The 19,612-nt window shown below is 38.6% G+C and carries 12 protein-coding genes and 1 pseudogene; all 13 read left to right on the plus strand.

Annotated features, from left to right (window positions below):
* Positions 1-9 precede the first annotated feature (9 nt).
* Complete coding sequence (locus J7E77_RS13960; RefSeq protein ID WP_214715130.1) at positions 10-1,626, plus strand: ABC transporter substrate-binding protein; 1,617 nt, start codon at positions 10-12, stop codon at positions 1,624-1,626.
* Between the two features lie 390 nt (positions 1,627-2,016).
* Complete coding sequence (locus J7E77_RS13965) at positions 2,017-3,483, plus strand: glycoside hydrolase family 32 protein (protein ID WP_214715132.1); 1,467 nt, start codon at positions 2,017-2,019, stop codon at positions 3,481-3,483.
* A 134-nt stretch (positions 3,484-3,617) separates the two neighbouring features.
* Positions 3,618-7,360: pseudogene (locus tag J7E77_RS13970) on the plus strand (GH32 C-terminal domain-containing protein).
* Positions 7,361-7,510: 150 nt separating this feature from the next.
* Entirely contained in the window at positions 7,511-8,512 is a 1,002-nt protein-coding gene (locus J7E77_RS13975; RefSeq protein WP_214715134.1) for a carbohydrate kinase family protein, read from the plus strand.
* Between the two features lie 109 nt (positions 8,513-8,621).
* Positions 8,622-10,391, plus strand: a complete 1,770-nt coding sequence (locus J7E77_RS13980; RefSeq protein WP_214715136.1) for an ABC transporter ATP-binding protein — start codon at positions 8,622-8,624, stop codon at positions 10,389-10,391.
* Positions 10,378-12,165 carry an ABC transporter ATP-binding protein gene (locus J7E77_RS13985; protein WP_214715138.1) on the plus strand — a complete coding sequence of 596 codons (1,788 nt, stop codon included), beginning with the start codon at positions 10,378-10,380 and terminating at the stop codon, positions 12,163-12,165. Before J7E77_RS13980 ends, J7E77_RS13985 begins: the two co-directional genes overlap by 14 nt.
* A 168-nt stretch (positions 12,166-12,333) precedes the next feature.
* Entirely contained in the window at positions 12,334-13,146 is an 813-nt protein-coding gene (locus tag J7E77_RS13990) for a Cof-type HAD-IIB family hydrolase (protein ID WP_214715140.1), read from the plus strand.
* A 144-nt stretch (positions 13,147-13,290) separates the two neighbouring features.
* Positions 13,291-14,265: a LacI family DNA-binding transcriptional regulator gene (locus J7E77_RS13995; protein WP_214715142.1), complete on the plus strand. Its 975-nt coding sequence runs from the start codon at positions 13,291-13,293 to the stop codon at positions 14,263-14,265.
* A gap of 299 nt (positions 14,266-14,564) precedes the next feature.
* Positions 14,565-15,521 carry an ABC transporter permease gene (locus J7E77_RS14000; protein ID WP_214715143.1) on the plus strand — a complete coding sequence of 319 codons (957 nt, stop codon included), beginning with the start codon at positions 14,565-14,567 and terminating at the stop codon, positions 15,519-15,521.
* Positions 15,522-15,538: 17 nt separating this feature from the next.
* On the plus strand, positions 15,539-16,453 hold the full coding sequence (locus J7E77_RS14005) for a carbohydrate ABC transporter permease (protein WP_251026625.1): 915 nt from the start codon (positions 15,539-15,541) through the stop codon (positions 16,451-16,453).
* Between the two features lie 85 nt (positions 16,454-16,538).
* Complete coding sequence (locus J7E77_RS14010; RefSeq protein WP_251026626.1) at positions 16,539-18,179, plus strand: ABC transporter substrate-binding protein; 1,641 nt, start codon at positions 16,539-16,541, stop codon at positions 18,177-18,179.
* A 72-nt stretch (positions 18,180-18,251) separates the two neighbouring features.
* Positions 18,252-19,223, plus strand: coding sequence for a PfkB family carbohydrate kinase (locus J7E77_RS14015; RefSeq protein ID WP_214715144.1), 972 nt, complete (start codon positions 18,252-18,254; stop codon positions 19,221-19,223).
* A gap of 105 nt (positions 19,224-19,328) precedes the next feature.
* Positions 19,329-19,571 (plus strand): aspartyl-phosphate phosphatase Spo0E family protein, encoded by a 243-nt coding sequence (locus J7E77_RS14020; protein WP_214715145.1) that lies wholly within the window; start codon positions 19,329-19,331, stop codon positions 19,569-19,571.
* Positions 19,572-19,612 lie beyond the last annotated feature (41 nt).

Consider the following 19,612-nt stretch of genomic DNA (forward strand, 5'->3'; position numbering starts at 1 on the left):
GGTAATGATATGAAAAATGTAAAAAAAGTTATGGCTTTATCACTTGCTACGATATTACTAGTTTCAGGCTGCAGTAACAGCAGCAAAAGTGAAACTGCATCATCAAAAGAGTACAAACTAAAGGATGTTTCCTTTCCTTTAAAAGAAAAAGTGACATTGAATTTTATGACCCAAAGCTCACCATTAGCGCCGGCTGATCCTAATAAAAAAATAATTTATAAGCGTTTGGAAAATCAGTCGGGTGTTCATATTAAGTGGAAAAACTATACCTCCGATGCTTTTATTGAAAAAAGAAACCTGGCAATGGCGAGCGGCGATCTGCCGGATGCCATCCTCGATGCAGGTTTTAATGACCATGATCTATTAAAACTTGCAAAAGATGGTGCGATTGTTCCTGTGGAAGATTTAATAGAGAAGTACATGCCTAACCTACAAAAGGTTTTGGAGGCAGCACCTGAATATAAATCAATGATGACTGCTCCTGATGGACATATTTACTCTTTCCCATGGATTGAGGAGTTAGGTTCAGGAAAAGAAAGTATTCACTCGGTTGATGATTTCCCATGGATCAATGTGGAATGGTTAAATAAATTAGGGTTAAAAATGCCGACAAACACAGAAGAATTAAAGCAAGTATTGATTGCCTTTAAAACAAAAGATCCAAATGGCAACGGAAAAGCGGATGAAATCCCGATGTCGTTTATTGGAAAGCAAGCAGGCGGGGAAGACCTAGCATTCTTATTTGGCTCGTTTGGCCTTGGTGAAAACTGGGATCATACGGTTGTAAGCAATGATGGAAAAGTTACGTTTACTGCATCAGATAAAGGGTACAAAGAGGGAATGAAATTTCTCAATGAGTTATATAAAGAAGGTCTAATCGATGTTGAAGCGTTTGAACAAGATTGGAACACGTATCTAGCAAAAGGCAAAGATAATCGTTATGGTTTATATTTCACTTGGGATAAAGCAAATATTACTGGTATGAATGACAAATATGACCTAATGAAGCCGCTAGCTGGTCCAGATGGCCAAGTGAATGTAGCCAGAACCAATGGAATGGGATTTGATAGAGGCAGAATGGTTATCACAAGTGCGGATAAGAACATTGAACTGACTGCAAAATGGATTGATCAATTATATGAACCAAAACAATCAGTTCAAGATAACTGGGGTACGTATGGTGATAAAACCCAACAAAATATCTTTGAATTAAATGAAGCGGCAGGAATGCTAAAACATTTACCTTTAAAAGGAACCGCGCCAGTGGAATTAAGACAAAAAACAAATATCGGCGGACCATTAGCGATTTTAGATGAGTATTATGGAAAGGTTACAACAAAACCAGATGATGCTGCATGGAGATTAGGATTAATGAAGGATGTTATGACTCCTCATATGACCGCAGAAAATATTTATCCTAGAGTTTTCTTCTCACTAGAAGATAGCGATAAACTTACAACAATTGAAACGGATATGTTTGCTTTCGTTATGAGAAAACGGGCCGAATGGATTCAAAATGGCAAAGTGGAAAAAGAATGGGATGGATATTTGAAAGAATTAGACCGCTTAGGATTACAAGAGTGGTTAAAGATTAAACAAGCAGGATACGACAGGAACACAAAATAAACGATTTTAAGTAATAGGGGTGAGGTTGTACTGTGCAAGCATACGTACAGCCTTGATCCAATTTAGAATGATAGAAATTCATAAAAAATGGCGATGAAGAACAAATCTGATTGAAAGCCAGTAAGATCTGTCCTTCATAAGGTTGATGAAAGACAAATCTAACGGAAAGCCAGTGAGATCATCCCATCATAAGGTCGATGAAAGACAAATCTGATTGAAAGCCAGTGAGATCTGTCCATCATAAGGTGGCTGAAGGACAAATCTAATAGAAAGCCAGTGAGATCTGTCCATCATAAGGTCGATGAAAGACAAATCCAACGGAAGCTAGTGAGATCTGTCCATCATAATCGAAATAAAAGATATTAAGAGAAAACAAAGGAGTGACACATAATGACACAACGATATAAAGAAAAGCATCGTCAGCAGTTTCATTTTTCACCTGAAGAAAAATGGATGAACGACCCGAATGGAATGGTCTTTTTTAATAATGAGTATCACCTTTTTTATCAATACCACCCATTTGGGACCACATGGGGCCCGATCCATTGGGGGCATGCGGTTAGTAAAGATCTAATTCATTGGGAACAGCTGCCGATCGCGTTATATCCGGATGAGCATGGAGCCATATTCTCTGGAAGTGCGGTGGTGGATTGGAATAATACATCAGGATTATTCCAGAATGGACCTGGGTTGGTTGCCATTTATACAAGCGCGGATAACTATCCAAACTCCGACAGGCCGCGTCAGCGTCAAAGTCTTGCTTATAGTACCGACAATGGAAGAACATGGACCAAATACGAAGGGAATCCAGTACTTTCTGATGTAAACATTACTGATTATCGCGATCCTAAAGTTTTTTGGCATGCAGTAACGAATAAATGGGTAATGGTATTAGCTACTGGACAATCCGCCACCATTTATACTTCTCCTAACCTAAAAGATTGGGAGTTTGCTAGTGAATTTGGAAATAATGCTGGGTCACATGACGGCGTTTGGGAATGCCCTGACCTGTTTCAATTGCCAGTAGATGGTGATGAAAACATCCAAAAATGGGTCCTGTTTGTCAGCATTGGTGATAATCATGATTTCAAAGAAGGTTCAAGAACACAATATTTTATAGGTGATTTTGACGGAACAACCTTTGTAAATGAAAATACTGATGAAACAATTCTTTGGATGGATCATGGCAGGGATAATTATGCAGGCGTAAGTTGGTCTGATATCCCAGCTGAAGATGGAAGAAGAATTTATATTGGCTGGATGAGCAATTGGCGTTATGCCAACCAGGTCCCAACGGAGGAATGGCGTAGTGCGATGACATTGCCAAGAGTATTATCGTTAGCTTCCAACGAGGCTGGAGTTCGCTTGATACAAAAAGTAGCAGCGGAAATCGAGACAATTCGAAAAAGTTCAGAGGTTTATCAAGACCTTACGGTTGAAGCAAACCAACCTGCAATCTTTAACATGTTCAGTCCATTAATGGAAGTGAGCATTCAACTTGAAAACCAAACTTCAAATTCTTTTGGTATTGTTTTTCAAAACTCTGAAGATGTAAAAACAGTGGTTCGTTATGATGCAGAAAAGGAAATGCTACTAGTCGACCGGACGAAAGCTGGAGATAATAGTTTTTCAGAATCTTTCCCGGCTGTACAAGAAGCTTATGTAAAATTGGAAAATCTGCAAATTATTATTGATACTTCATCAATAGAGGTATTTGCAAATGATGGAAAGGTAGCTTTTACTAGCTTAATCTTTCCAAACCAACCATATGAGAAAATTGTTATATTTTCAAACGAAGGAAATATCCGAGTGTCTTCATTAAAACTAACAGAACTAGATTCCATTTGGGGGAAGTAACTTTATTTTTAGGCAAAGCTCTAATCTAATTAATTGGGTTAGAGCCTTGTTTTTGGAAGAGAGGGCAAAGGATGAAACCAACTTTGATAAAATGGACTTCTGTATTTTTGTCCATCGTACTTATCGCTGCCTCCATGGGCACGATTCTTGTTGATCCTACAACAGGCTGGGCAACCGAATCGAATGAAACTGGAAGTAAAGAAACGCGGGAGGGTGCGACAATTATTGAAAGTGTATCCAAAGCAATTACTAATCTGACAGACTGGAAAATTAAAGGGAAAGGCACGTTAGAAGACACAGAACAGGGACTTTTGCTTACTTCAGAACCTAAAGAGAATGTAATGGCTATATCAAGTGTTAATTCTGAAGATTTTATTTATGAATCGGATGTAAAAATAATAGACATGAATGCGGACGCCACCCTAGTATTCCGTTCTAATGAAGATGGCTGGGACTCGTACATGCTGCAAATCGTTCCAAATGCGGGAATCATTCGTCTTCGTGATGCTCGTGACGAGAAGAAATTAAAAGAGGAATTCCAAGTTAACCTGCAAGAGGGAGGAATCTATCATCTGAAGGTGAAGGTGGTTGGAGATCATATCAAAGTTTATTGGGGGAATCAGTATGCTCCTATTATTGATGTCCATAATGCTACATATCATAAGGGTTTTCTTGGCCTTAATGTATGGGATGGAGCAGCGTTGTTTCAAAATGTAAAAGTTAGCGAACTTTCTACAAATCTAGGCCCTTCCCTATATAAGGAAGGAAGCTGGGAACCAGCAATCAAAGGTCTGAAGGGAATTGCTGTTGATGGTGTGAAAGCCAAGCAAATCTACAATAAGAGTGCAAGCGACTTTGTGCTTGAAGGAAATATTTCTTTTGATCAAGATCCATCGGAAGCAGCACTTTCATTTCGTACCAATGAACAAGGAACAACTGGTTACCAGGCCGTGCTTATGAAAGAAGGAAGTACTGTCAAAGCACATTTGGAGAAGGCGGACGGTACTGTGCTCAAAACATCTGACCGCACCTATATAACCGAAAAAGGTGCTAAACACCATCTTGAAATTATAACAAACGGCAATCAAATCGAACTTTATGTTGATGGATATTCTGAGGCAGCTGTAAAAGTGGCGGATATGAGTTACAGTACTGGATTTGCCGGATTTTCTGTAACATCAGGTTCTGCTTACTTCCAGGATATTTATCTTGTTCCAGCATCCAGCTATTACAAAGAAAAATATCGACCGGATTATCATTATACTCCAGCTCGAGGCTCTGTAAGTGATCCGAATGGGCTCGTCACTTTGAAGGCGAGTATCATTTATTTCACCAAGATGGGGGGACTTGGGCTCATGCAGTAAGTAAGGATATGGTGAATTGGAACCGTCTCCCTATTGCTTTGCCATGGAATGATTACGGGCATGTTTGGTCTGGTTCAGCTGTAGCAGATCTAAAAAATGCTTCCGGTTTATTCAGCAATTCTGGTGGTAAAGGGCTTATTGCCTACTACACTTCCTTTAATCCGGATGGAACAAATGGTAATCAGCGGATTGGTCTTGCCTACAGTACTGATCAGGGACGTACTTGGGAATATTCAACGGAGCACCCAATTGTCATTGAGAATCCGGGCAGGAATGGAGAAGATCCAGGCGGCTGGGACTTCCGTGATCCTAAAGTTGTCCGAGATGAGGCAAACAATCGATGGGTCATGGTTGTATCTGGAGGAGATCACATTCGCTTCTTTATTTCTACTAACCTAATTGATTGGAAGCTTACTGATAATTTTGGTTATGGAAATTATGTTCATGGCGGTGTATGGGAATGCCCTGATCTCTTCGAACTTCAGGTAGACGGTACGGAAGAGAAAAAATGGGTTTTGATGATTAGTACAGGTGCAAATCCAAAGACGCAGGGATCCGATGCGGAGTATTTTGTAGGGCATTTGACAGCTGATGGTAAATTCGTCAATGACAATACAGCAGGTAAAGTACTGAAAACGGATTACGGGAAGGAGTTCTACGCATCTATGTCCTTCGCCAATATGCCGGATAACCGCCGTGTGATAATGGCATGGATGACCAACTGGGATTATCCATTCGCTTTTCCAACTATGGACTGGAAAGGAGAACTGACTATTCCGAGAGAATTAAGATTGGTGAAAACAGATGAAGGGATAAGACTTGCACAAGCTCCTATTAAGGAAATACAGTCGATTCGCAGTACCATTTTCCAGACACAGAACAAGGTAGTCAATCCGACTAATGCTTCCAACTTGTTGAAGGGAATCTCTTCAGGAGCATTTGAAATAGAAGCGGAGATTGAAATTCCTTCTACCAGCAAATTAACCGAATTTGGTTTTCATGTTCGTGAAGGGGCCGACCAAAAAACAGTCGTGGGCTACAAAACAGCAGATAATCAAATATTTGTAGATCGTGCGGAGTCAGGAGAGAAGGATTTCTCCAGCCTTTTTTCCACTTTACATGAAGCTTCTTTAAAACCGGATAATAAACGTATCAAAATGAATATATTTGTAGACGATTCGTCCATTGAAGTATTTGCTAATGATGGGAAAGTTGTTTTTTCTGATGTTATTTTCCCGGATCCTTCAAGTCGCAGTATGAACTTCTACACCAAGGGGGGAGATGTAAATATTGTATCATTAAAGGTACATTCGCTAGCAAATACCTGGAATCAAAATGCGGATGAGGATACAAGAATTGTAATGGATACAAATCAAAGAGAGATGAATATTGGCGATGCTCTAACGTTGTTTGCTTCCGCGGAGAACCGAAAGGGAAAGGGAACTCAGCCAATTAAATGGACATCTAGTGATTCGAATGTAGTGAGGGTTGACTCCTTCACTAACTCCAATGCAGTACTTAAAGCAGGAAGCAAAGGGGAAGCAATTATTACAGCTTCTGCAGCAAATGGAAAGGCTTCAGCAAGTGTAGTTGTTAGAGTGTATGATGGTGAATTCTATACTAATCTCACTGGATGGAAAGCAGATCTTTCTGCCTCCCAATGGACCATCACAGAAAATGGAATCCGTGGTACGTATACAAGTGATGCAAACTATATGGCCAAGGAAACGGCATGAGACTTTACTTATGAAGCAGATATGATACTGGGACAATCGGGAGGAGCAGGTTCCATTCTGTTCCGGGCAAGTGAAGACGGTAGAAGCGGTTATTACTTCAATCTTGATCCGAACATGAAGGCTTTTCGCCTTTTTTACAAGATTGACGGTCTCTTCGTGGACCGTATGGTCATTGCGAAAGTGCCTGCCTTTATTCAACCAGGAAAGACATATAAAGTGAAAATCGAAGCAAAGGGTCCTCACATTCAGATTTATGTGGATGGTCAAAAAATCATGGATTTACAGGATGGAACCTTTGCTGAAGGCCATTTTGGTTTAAATGTCTTTGGAGGTCAAGCTTACTATCAGAATGTCAATGTCAGCAATATGTCAGAAGCAAACTTAACCGTAACAAGCTTTACGAATATAGCAACAGGCAAAGCGATTTATACTGCTAATTCTCAAAACGGTGAGCCTGTGACCGTAGCTGATGCAGACAAAGCTATAAACTGGACTTTGATTCCGACAGGTGATGATTATGGTTCTTATTCCATACGTACAGAGGCCGGCAAAGCTATAGATCTGGATACAGGGCAAAATAAAATTCAGCTGTACAACTATCTTGGCTATAATAATCAGCGCTGGATAATTACCAAAAATGATAATGGAACTGTAAGAATCACTTCTGTTCATAATGGCAAGGCACTCGAAATATCGGGAGAGGGAATTTTGACACTTAATGATTTGAATCTGAATCTAGAGCGTCAGCAGTGGACACTTTCGTCTGATATAAAATAAAGAAGTAAAAAAAACGCAAATTATCGTTAACTTCCAGTGATAAGTAATTTTATTTTTCGGCAGAGCTCTAATCAAAGGTTAGAGCTTTGTTTTTGCAAGGCCATGAAAAAGTTACTATATAGAACAATTTGAAAGGACGGTTGAGCTAAAATGAAAAACAATTCATCAGTCATTTGTATTGGAGAATTATTAATCGATTTTTTCTGTACAGATGTGGACATGGACTTAGTCCAAGGTCAAAATTTTGAAAAAGAGGCAGGGGGAGCTCCTGCTAATGTTTGTGCTGCGATTGTGAAATTAGGGGGCAGTGCTCTATTCAGTGGAAAAGTTGGAAATGATCCGTTTGGTCATTTTTTAAAAAATATATTAGAAGAAGTGAATGTCGATACCTCTATGCTTGTACTAGATAATGAGCATCCTACAACTCTAGCTTTTGTTTCATTGAAAGCAAATGGAGAAAGAGACTTCGTATTTAATCGCGGGGCAGATGCTTTTTTAACTGAAGACGAGCTTGATAAAGAAAAAATAATAGAATCGAGTATTCTACACTTTGGTTCAGCGACCGCTTTATTAAATGATCCCTTTCAATCGACTTATTTACATGTCATGCAGGAAGCAAAGGACGAAGGTAAATTTATCTCATTTGACCCTAACTATCGAATTGACCTTTGGAAAGGGAGAAGAGACCAATTTGTAGAGTTAGCGCAAAAGGGAATCGCTATCGCTGATTTTGTAAAAGTAAGCGATGAGGAATTAAAAATTATCTCTGGCATGAACGATTTAAGTGATGGAATCGAAGTTCTACATCAACTGGGAGCATTAGTCGTTGCGGTTACTTTAGGAAAAGAAGGAACGATGATTTCTAATGGGCAAAATATGGAGATGGTTCCAAGTATAAAAGTAGATTCTATCGATTCTACCGGTGCGGGTGATGCATTCGTAGGCGCAACACTTTACCAGTTGGCTAGAGCAACAGAACCAAAGAGAGTTTTAAAAGACTTCGAACAACTGAAACAAATCATGTACTTTAGTAATAAAGTGGGAGCAATGGTTTGTACGAAAGTAGGCGCCATTTCTTCCTTACCAACTCAAGAGGAAGTCATCCATTTTCAAGAGACGCAGCGGGAAATATTAAACAGCCTTTCTTTTTAAAGGAGGGCTGTTTCGAATACCTAAATAAATTTTTTCTCATTCATACGAAGACCGCAACAATAATATGATGTATTTATGTTTAAACAGAATTGGAAGGAGGAAACGATCTTTGCAAAGCATGCGATGGATATGGGGATATATACGGAATTACCGGGTTAGATTATTCATTGGACTTTCACTTGCGCTAGCTGTTTCAGTTCTAAATATGTTTAATCCCTATATTGCCGGTAAAATCATCGATAAGGTTATTTATGGACATCAGAATGATTTATTATGGCCCCTGTTGGGATTAATGATTGGTGTAACCATAACCAAGACAGTGATTCGTTATAGTTATCAATTAATGTTTGAGCGGATTTCGCAAAATGTAATTTTTACGATAAGGGAAGAGTTGTATACTCGGCTTAACCAATTGGATTTTAGTTTTTATGATCGAACAAAAACGGGAGATGTCATGGCGCGCATGACTGGGGATTTAGAAGCAGTCAGGCATTTTACTGCATGGGCTATTTATATTATTTTTGAAAATGTTACCATTTTGCTGTTTGCTATTGGATTCATGTTTGCTCTACATCCGCCGTTAGCTTTGGTCATGCTCGCCGTAACACCGATTATTGGTTTCTTTGCTTTTCGTTTAACCTATACTGTAAAACCCACTTTTTCTGCGATTCGGGAACAGTTTGCCAGGTTGAATTCAGTGGTGCAGGAGAATATCAGCGGCAATCGAGTGGTAAAAGCCTTTGCGAAGGAAGATTATGAAATAGAAAAATTTTCATTAGAAAATACAGGTTTCAAGGAAAAGAATCTTAACTCGGCAAGAGTATGGGAAAAGTACTTGCCCGTACTTGATTCACTTGCAGGGATGTTAACAGTTGTCATGATCGTAGTTGGTGGGATTATGGTAATTAATAATTCTATTTCTCTTGGAGAATTAGTTACGTTCAATTCCTTGATATGGGCGCTAAATAATCCGATGCGGATGGCTGGCTGGTTGATAAATGATGTCCAGCGGTTTATTGCTTCTGCTGAAAAAGTGGAAGAATTATTAAATGAAGAACCGAAAATCACCAATGCTGTCAATAAAAAGAACGTGGAAAATTTCAAAGGGATCGTTGATTTCAAACAAGTCTCCTTTAGTTATGGTGAAGAGTCGGTGTTGAAGGATATTACCTTTAAAGGCATGCCGGGTCAAACGATTGGAATTATTGGGCCGACTGGTGCCGGGAAATCAACATTAGTGAATCTTCTAAGCAGATTCTATGATACGGATAGTGGAGAAGTAAGCGTGGACGGAATCAATGTGATGGAATGGGATATCCACAAATTACGGGAAAGCATGGCCATGGTGATGCAGGATATTTTCCTTTTTTCAGATACGATTGAAGGAAATATCGCTTATGGAAATCCTGAAGCGTCGATAGAATCCGTTCAAACGGCTGCGAAAATGGCAGAGGCACACAACTTTATTATTGAGCTGCCTGATAGTTACGAAACGATCATTGGTGAACGAGGGGTAGGGCTTTCCGGGGGGCAAAGGCAGCGGATTGCTTTGGCACGGGCGATTCTGAAAGATCCATCGATTCTCATCCTTGATGATACAACCTCAAGTGTCGATATGGAAACCGAACTTCGTATTCAAAAAACGTTGAAGTCTATCCATCAGGATAAAACCTGTTTCATTATTGCCCATCGGATTACATCTGTTAAAGAGGCGGATTTGATTCTTGTTATGGAAAATGGAAGGATTATTGAAAGAGGGAAGCATGAAGAACTGCTTAAGAAAAAGGGCTACTACGCTAACGTATTTAAAAATCAATATGGAAATTTTGAAGAACAGCACCATGGAAAGGAAGTGATCTATATCAATGGTACGAAATAAATTTGATGTCGATGAGGAGTTAGAGTCACCATTTAGTCTTATTCAATTTAAACGGTTGTTAATTTATATAAAGCCTCACCAAAAAAAGATCCTTTTTACCGTTTTCATGATGCTGATCGCCAGCGGTGCGAATTTAATCGGGCCGTATATGATTAAACAAGCCATTGACGTGAAAATCCCAAACAAAGACGTTGGGGGCTTATTCATTCTTGCGGGTATTTACGTAATCGCCCTGTTGATTAGCGGGATCTGTATGAAATATCGGATTCGAATCATGACTGAGACTGGACAGAGTATCATCCAAAATATTAGGAAAGATTTATTTACTCATTTGCAAAAACTATCATTCTCTTTTTACGATAGCAGGCCGCATGGAAAAATTTTAGTGAGAGTTGTAAACTATGTTAATTCTTTAAGTGATTTGCTTTCAAATGGAATCATTAATTTGATCACCGATCTTTTCAGCCTGTTTGTTATTCTCGGTTTTATGTTATCGATTGATGTAAAACTTACGCTGTATGCCATGGCTGGTTTTCCAGTACTGGCCGCGGTGATATTTTTTATAAAAAATGCCCAGCGGAAAGCCTGGCAAACTTTAAGTAACAAGCAATCCAATATGAATGCATATATTCATGAAAGTATTAATGGAATTAAGGTTACTCAAGCCTTTTCCAGAGAGTCAGAAAATAAACGTATTTTTGGTGAAGTGGCTGAGAGCTATCGAGGCTCATGGATGAAGGCAGTGAAAATACAATTTCTGCTATGGCCTTCCATTGAGATTATTTCAGTCCTAACGGTTTCGTTTATCTACATTCTCGGCATAGCGATGATCGGTCACGGGGTCACGGTTGGTTCACTGGTTGCTTTTATAGGCTATATATGGATGTTCTGGATGCCTTTAGCGAACATCGGGAATTTTTATAATGCCATCATTAATGCGATGGCCTATTTGGAACGAATTTTTGAAATGATGGATGAAAAGCCAACGGTAAACAATGCTCCAAATGCTGCTCAGCTTCCCGAAATTCAAGGGATGGTTGAATATAAGAATGTTGTTTTTGGGTATGAGAAAGAGGGGAAAACCCTCAACAATATTAATTTCAAGGTAAATCCAGGTGAAAGGATCGCTCTTGTCGGTGCAACAGGATCAGGGAAAACCACGATCATAAGCTTGATTAGTCGTTTTTATGATATTAATAGTGGGAAAATTGAAATTGACGGGATTGATATTAAGACGGTAACGATCCCATCGCTTAGGAAGCAAATGGGAATCATGCTCCAAGATCCGTTTGTTTTTTCGGGAACGATTATGGATAATATCCGCTATGGCCGGCTGGATGCGACAGATGAAGAAGTGTTAGAGGCTGCAAAAGCGGTGCAGGCTCATCAGTTTATCAGCCGTTTGAAGGATAGATATCAAACCGAAGTAAATGAGAGAGGCACAAGTCTTTCTACTGGACAGAGGCAGCTGATCTCTTTTGCCAGGGCACTATTGGCCGATCCGAAAATATTAATCCTCGATGAAGCGACTTCATCGATCGATACGGAAACGGAGCTGGCCTTGCAAAAAGGACTGGAGACGGTACTGAAAGGCAGAACATCCTTTATTATCGCCCACCGGCTTTCGACGATTCAAAACGCAACCCGTATTCTTTTCATTGAAAAAGGTAGAATCATAGAGGAGGGATCCCATTACGAATTAATTAGGCGTAAGGGGTATTACTGGAAGCTATACCATTCACAGCGCGGTAATGAGATTTGTGTCAGTTCATAAAGGTAAAAGGACAAAATTAGTTACCTTAAAGAAGAAAACCAATTATTATTGACAATATATTCATGATCTTTAAATCGACGATATATTTATATATTAGCTTACTAAAAATTTAGACACTTGTTATAAATTCCGACTAAAAATATTTTATTAAGGACTAGGGGGATTCATATGGGTAATTTCAAAATGGTATGTTTGGATATTGATGGGACATTACTGAATTCCAGGCATGAGATTACGGAAAAAACGAAACAAGTAATCCAGAAAGTTGCTATTGAAAAACAAATTCCAGTCATCCTAGTTTCTGCAAGAATGCCTAAAGGGATAAAGTTCTTGCAGCAAGCATTAAATATCGTACAGCCTATTATTTGTTACAGCGGTGCGTTCATTTGGAATAATCGTGATACGCTATTAAACATTACGATACCAGTTTCAGATGTTAAGCAGGTGTATAACATTGTCAAAAGTATCGGCATACATATCAGTTTATATAAGGATGATGAATGGTATATAGAAGAAATGGATGATTGGGCGAAACAAGAGAGTGAAATTACGAATATTACTCCTTCAATTTTAGATTTTAGTACCTTATTTATGATGTGGGAGCAAGGAAATACTGGACCTAATAAAATTTTATGTATGGCCGAATCCCATAAGATACATCAATTGGATGTAAAAATAAATGATTATCTCTCTAGCTATTTAAATATATACCCTTCAAAACCTACCTACTTAGAAATAATGCCCAAACATACAACCAAAACTTCTGCCATTGAATTTTTATGCAAAGAGTTTGATATCCTAAAAAACGAGATTATCGCAATAGGCGACAACTATAACGATATGAATATGATCGAATTTGCGGGACTTGGAATTGCCATGGGAAATGCACCGGAACAAGTGAAACAAATTGCTAATGATATCACACTTTCCAATGATGAGGACGGTGTAGCAGAGGCATTAAAAAAATACATTCTATCTTGAAAAAGTAATCAGAAAAATTAATTTATTTTTTTAAAAAAACGTTGAAACGTTTCCAAGATGATGATATCATAGGTACATGGAAACGTTTCCAAGTAGTGGTATCATAAGTTTATGAAAATCGCTTTAATATGGGAGGTAGTAGTAGTGCCAAGTTTAAAAGATGTTGCAGACCTAGCAGGAGTCGGAGTTGGCACTGTTTCAAGAGTCATTAACAATCATCCGAATGTAAGGAACGAAACACGGGAGAAAGTGAATGCTGCGATCAAACAATTAAATTACATACCTAATGAAGTGGCAAGAAACTTTAAAATGCAAAAATCAAAAATGGTTGCGCTATTGCTCCCTAGTATATGGCATCCATTTTTTTCGGAGCTAGCCTATTATATCGAAGATGAGCTTGACCGAGAAGGTTTTAAATTGATGCTCTGCAATAGTGGAGGCAGACCTGACAAAGAGCTTTATTATTTAGATAGGCTCAATCAGAATAAAGTAGCAGGTATTATCGGGATTACTTACAACGACATCGAGGATAGAGTGAACACCGATATTCCTATTATCAGCATTGACCGCCATTTTGGAAAAAAAATCACATGTGTAACTTCAGATAACTATACTGGCGGCCGCATTGCGCTAAAAGAACTTGTAAAGGCGGGAGCACAAAAAGCGGCGTATCTTGGAATCACTAGTTCTGCCTACAGTGAGGTCGAACTTCGGAAGAAAGGATTTATAGATGAATCAAAGGATCAAGGGATTGAATATATCATTTATGAGGAGCATGATGCTGTTTATAATGATGATGAATATTTCGAAAATTTCTTTAAAATAAAAGAACATCATAATGTTTCCGGCATATTTGCTAATACTGACCTGCTAGCCGCCAAATATATTGATAAAGCCAAACAACATGGAATACGAACTCCAGAGGATGTAAAAGTAATTGGTTATGATGGAATTCAGGATAATAAGCTGTTTCATCCAATTCTATCAACGATCCGGCAGCCGGTTGAAGAAATGGCAAGAATGTCTGTAAAGCTTCTCTTAAGAAAGATTGAAGGTGGAGCACTGGAGCAAGAGATTTATCGAATCCCTGTCATGTACAGAGAGGGCGAAACAACTTAGGTATTATTTGCAATTTTTTTAACTCTTCGTTGGAAACGTTTCAATTGAAACGCTGGAGGATAAGGATTTATCGAATGCCTCTCGTTACAGAGAGGGAGGAACCTTAGATATATAATTTTTTTAACTCTCTTTGGAAACGTTTCAATGAAACGTTCAAGTAAGAGATTTATCGAATACCTATGATGTAAAGAAAGGAAGAAACGGTTTAGATAATACAAATTTTTTTAGCTATTGTTGGAAACGTTTCAATTGAAATGTTAGACAAAACAAAAAAACATTGTTGAAAGTGAGGCAAGGATATGGAAGTGGTTAGGAAAGCAAATTCGGTAATCGATTTACCCATCCAAGTAAAAAAAGCATCAAAACTAAAAAAAATCTTGAGTAGTTATCAGCTCTATTTATTTCTTTTACCCGCTTTAGTTTATTTTATTGTTTTCCATTATGTTCCGATGTATGGAATATTAATTGCTTTTAAAGATTTTGTTGCAACAAAAGGAATTATGGGAAGTCCATGGGTTGGATTTAAACATTTTGAGCGATTTTTCGATTCCTATCAATTTTGGAGCCTGATTAAAAATACTCTTGGTCTTAGCGTTATACAACTAATCGTTGGTTTTCCGCTTCCAATTTTTCTAGCTCTCATGATGAACCAAATTAGAAGTGATAAGTACAAACGTTTTGTTCAAACAGTTGTTTATGCGCCGCATTTTATATCAGTAGTTGTCTTAGCGGGTATGATTTATGTCTTCTTTTCAAACAATGGGCTTATTAATAACTTAATCCTGATTTTTGGCGGCGATCCGATTTCGTTTATGGCAAAACCTGATTGGTTTAAACCATTATATATTGCCTCAGGCGTTTGGCAAGAAACCGGATGGGCTGCGATTATATATCTAGCAGCGCTTGCAGGAGTCAGCCCTGAACTGCATGAGGCTGCGGTAATGGATGGAGCAAATAAGTGGCAGCGGATTTTTCATGTGGATATTCCGGCGATTATGCCAACGGCTGTTATTCTATTAATTCTAAACGTTGGTAACATTATGAATATTGGTTTTGAAAAGGCTTACCTGTTACAAACACCAATGAACCAGCCGGCAGCAGAGATTATCCCAACCTATGTTTATAAGATGGGGTTACTGCAGGCGCAATATAGTTTTGCTGCCGCAGTAGGATTGTTTAATTCAGTGATTAACTTAGTTTTATTAGTCTTAGTAAATAAGTTTGCGAAAAAATTATCCGGAACAGGATTATGGTAACAGGAGGTGCAGCATAAATGAGTATATTAGCTTTAAAGAATAAGAGAATGACAAGAAAATCGAAGGAAGATAAGGTCTTTGATATTATTAACTTTTTTCTGGTCGCGATCATCTTACTATTGGTAGTCTATCCATTGTACTTTATTGTAATTGCCTCTATCAGTGACCCAAACATGATTTACGAAGGAAAGGTATGGCTATTGCCGAAAGAGCTGACCCTTGAAGGGTATCAGCGAATCTTTGGAGACAGCAAGATTTGGCTGGGCTATAAGAACTCCATCATCTATACGGTGGTTGGTACGATTGTAAACGTTTCTTTTACCTTAATGGCTGCCTATGCATTATCAAGAAAAGATTTATATGGAAGAAATGTGATTATGTTTTTATTCCTCATGACAATGTTTTTCTCAGGCGGATTAATTCCTACATACCTGGTTGTTAAGAATCTTGGTTTGCTTAACACTATGTGGGCGCTAATCCTTCCAAAAGCTGTTGCGGTATGGAACGTCATTGTGGCCAAAACGTTTTTTGAGTCCTCTATTCCTAATGAGTTATTAGAAGCGGCACGAATAGATGGATGCTCGGATGTGAAATTTTTCTGGAAGATTGTCCTTCCTTTATCAAAACCGATTGTGGCTGTTATGGTCCTATTTTATGCAGTGGGGCACTGGAACTCTTATTTTGATGCTTTAATCTATTTGAATAATGAAAACTTATATCCATTGCAATTAATTTTACGAAACATTTTAATTCAAAATCAGTCATCCACAATGATGATCAGTGATTTGGACTCCTTGGCCGCAAAACAAAGAGTGTCTGAGCTAATTAAATACGGTGTGATTATTGTCGCTTCCATCCCGCTTTTAATCGTCTATCCATTTGTTCAAAAATACTTTGTCAAGGGTGTTATGATCGGTGGAATTAAAGGTTAATCGAAATGATTTGCAATAAGGGGTGGTGGTCGACGTTATTGATAGTTTGCCATCCATTTAATCGATCTAATAGGGGGAAAATCAAATGTTGAAATCAATCAAGAAAAATGTCCAGAAAAACAAGAAAAAGAGCATGGCAATGGCGTTGGTTTTAGGATTAAGTGCTTCATTAGCATTAACTGGCTGCTCAAACAACGATTCAGCTAGTTCCGATAAAAAAGCAGATGCTGCCTTTCATAAAACAGGTTTACCGATTGTCGACAAACAAGTAACGCTAAACATTGTTTCACCAAAGGCAGCTCTCGCACCCGACTATTCCAAAATGGTGATTTTTGACCGACTTCAAAAAGCAACAAACGTTCAAATTAAATGGAATAATATCCCTGGTGATGGATATCAAGAAAAGAAAAACTTAATGCTGGCAAGTGGTGACCTGCCAGATGCGTTCTATGCGTCAGGCTTTTCCGATAATGATCTTGTGCAAAATGGTCAGAATGGTACCATTATCCCATTAGAGGATTTAATTGACGAATATGCCCCGAATTTAGAAAAGTTATTTGAACAAAGACCAGACTTGAAAAAAGTTGTAACAGCACCGGATGGACATATTTATTCCCTGCCGCGTGCAGAAGAAATGGATTTAATCGGAATGCCTAACATTATGTTCATTAATAAAACATGGTTAGATAAACTGGGTCTGCAAATGCCAACGACATTAGAAGAATATCATGATGTGTTAAAGGCATTTGTCGAAAAGGATGCGAACGGAAACGGTAAGAAAGATGAAATTGGGCTGACTTTCTGGTATAACGGCTGGTGCGGGAATGAAGGAGATTTAATTGGATTATTCGGGCTGCCGGATGCTCCATTTGAAGCCGATCACCGCATCGTCAGAGATGGAAAAGTTATTTATGCAGCGGTTCAGCCGGAATTTAAGGAAGCTATTAAGTATTATAACGGCTGGGTAAAAGAAGGTTTAATTGACCCTGAGGTTGTCACCCAAAAGACAGAGCAGCTTTTTGCAAAAGGGAAAACGCAGAATCCAACACTTGGCTCTTTCATTTGGTGGGAAAATACGGAAGTGGTTGGACCAGATCGAGTGAAAGATTACGTGGTATTACCTCCATTAAAAGGGAAAGATGGCAAAGTTGTCATTGGGCGTTCAAACTATTCTGAGTATGGAAGAGATGCCTTTGTGATTACCTCAGCAAACAAGAACCCTGAGATTACGATGCGCTGGGTTGACCAATTATATGAGCCAAAAATGTCAGCACAAATTAACTGGGGCCCAATTGGTGAAATTTACGAGGAAGATGCGAATGGCATGTTAGTGAATAAAGAGCTTCCAGCAGGCGTAGCAATGGGTGAATTACGTCAAAAGGTTGCTCCGGGCGGTCCGTTTGTAGTCTTAAAGGAGCACTTTGGCAAAGTTGTAGACATGGAGCCAAGAGCAAAGGAAAGATTACAAATTCTTGACCAGTATTATAAACCACATATGGTACAAGAAAGCTATCCTGCCATCTTCTTTAGCCCTGAAGAGCTTGAAGTGATTAATACGATTGAGCCGGAAATTAAAGCCTTTGTGAAGCAAAAAGAAGCTCAATGGTTGATCGAGGGAGGAATTGAGAAGGAATGGGATGCGTATGTGAATCAATTAAATGATATGGGTCTTGATAAATTAATGAAAGTTTACCAAAAAGGATTAGACCGCTATAACAAACAATAATCCCAATATAAAGCCAGATATCCTTTCTCGTCTGGCTTTTCTTTTCAAAAAATAAGAAATAGGATGATGTACATGTTTGATGTCACGGCTTTAGGAGAAGTTTTAATTGATTTCACACCCTCCGGTCATTCGGAAAAGGGCCATGTATTATTTGAAACAAACCCTGGCGGGGCACCGGCCAATGTCCTAGTGGCACTCTCCAGATTAAATAAGAAAACGGCGTTTATTGGAAAAGTGGGGCACGATCAATTTGGTCATATTCTCAAGGGTGTCTTAGAAGGCCAAAAGATTGATACAAGCAATCTTTTATTCTCGGAAACAGTCAATACAACACTAGCTTTTGTTCATTTAGATGAAAAAGGGGATCGTTCCTTTAGTTTTTATCGAAATCCAGGAGCCGATATCATGCTGGAGAAAAATGATATTGATGAAGATACAATCAAACAGTCCCGTATCTTTCATTTCGGTTCTTTATCGTTAACAAATGAACCTGCAGCCACTGCCACTTTTACCGCATTGGAATATGCAAAAAAGCATAATGTAACGATTTCCTATGATCCGAATTTGCGAACTCCTTTGTGGAGGTCACTTGATGAAGCAAAGCGGCAGATTTTAAAGGGATTTGAATATGCTGACATCGTTAAAATTTCAGAGGAGGAACTGGAATTTTTAACCAGCTATCGTGATGTCATAAAGGGCACGGAAGTTTTACAGGAACAATTTGGTACAGCTGTAATATTTGTCACGTTAGGGCCAGAAGGCTGTTTTTACCGAAGCATACAAGGATATGCCAGTAAAAAAGGGTATCAAGTAAACGTTGTCGATACAACGGGAGCGGGAGATGCCTTTGTTGGCGGTGTATTATATCAAATCCTTGAAAGGAAAAAACCGGTAGCTCATTTAACTGCATCAGAATTTGAAGAAATGGTTACTTTTGCTAATGCAGTTGGTGCCCTAACGACAGAAGGAAAAGGTGGAATTCCCAGTATTCCAACCATCGATCAGGTTGAAAGGTTTTTAAAAAAAGGCTTTGTTAAAGGCTAGTGTTGATTTTGGGTGGAGGGTAAAAGTCTGTGCTGGTTTTATATAGATAGATTAGTTTTTAAATATTAACAATATTCGATAAACTGTGGAAAGGAAATAAAATCAATGGTTTTGGGGACTGTAGCAGCTTTACGGGAGACTATAGATGAATTTCGCCAGAGTATGTACGAATTAGCAAAGAAGAAGGGCATTTCTGATCCATGTGTAATAAAAATTAGTCAGCAATTAGATGGAAAAATCATCATGTTGCAAACAAACATATACCATTCTCAATCTTTATCAACAGCAAAGAGTCTTTATTATGATGAAAACAAGATTGAGCCTGTAAATATTACTCATAGTAAATAGTTTAACTGAAATAATCAACAGCAAACCTTAACAAAGCCTTA

The organism is Bacillus sp. ISL-77 (genome assembly GCF_018613105.1).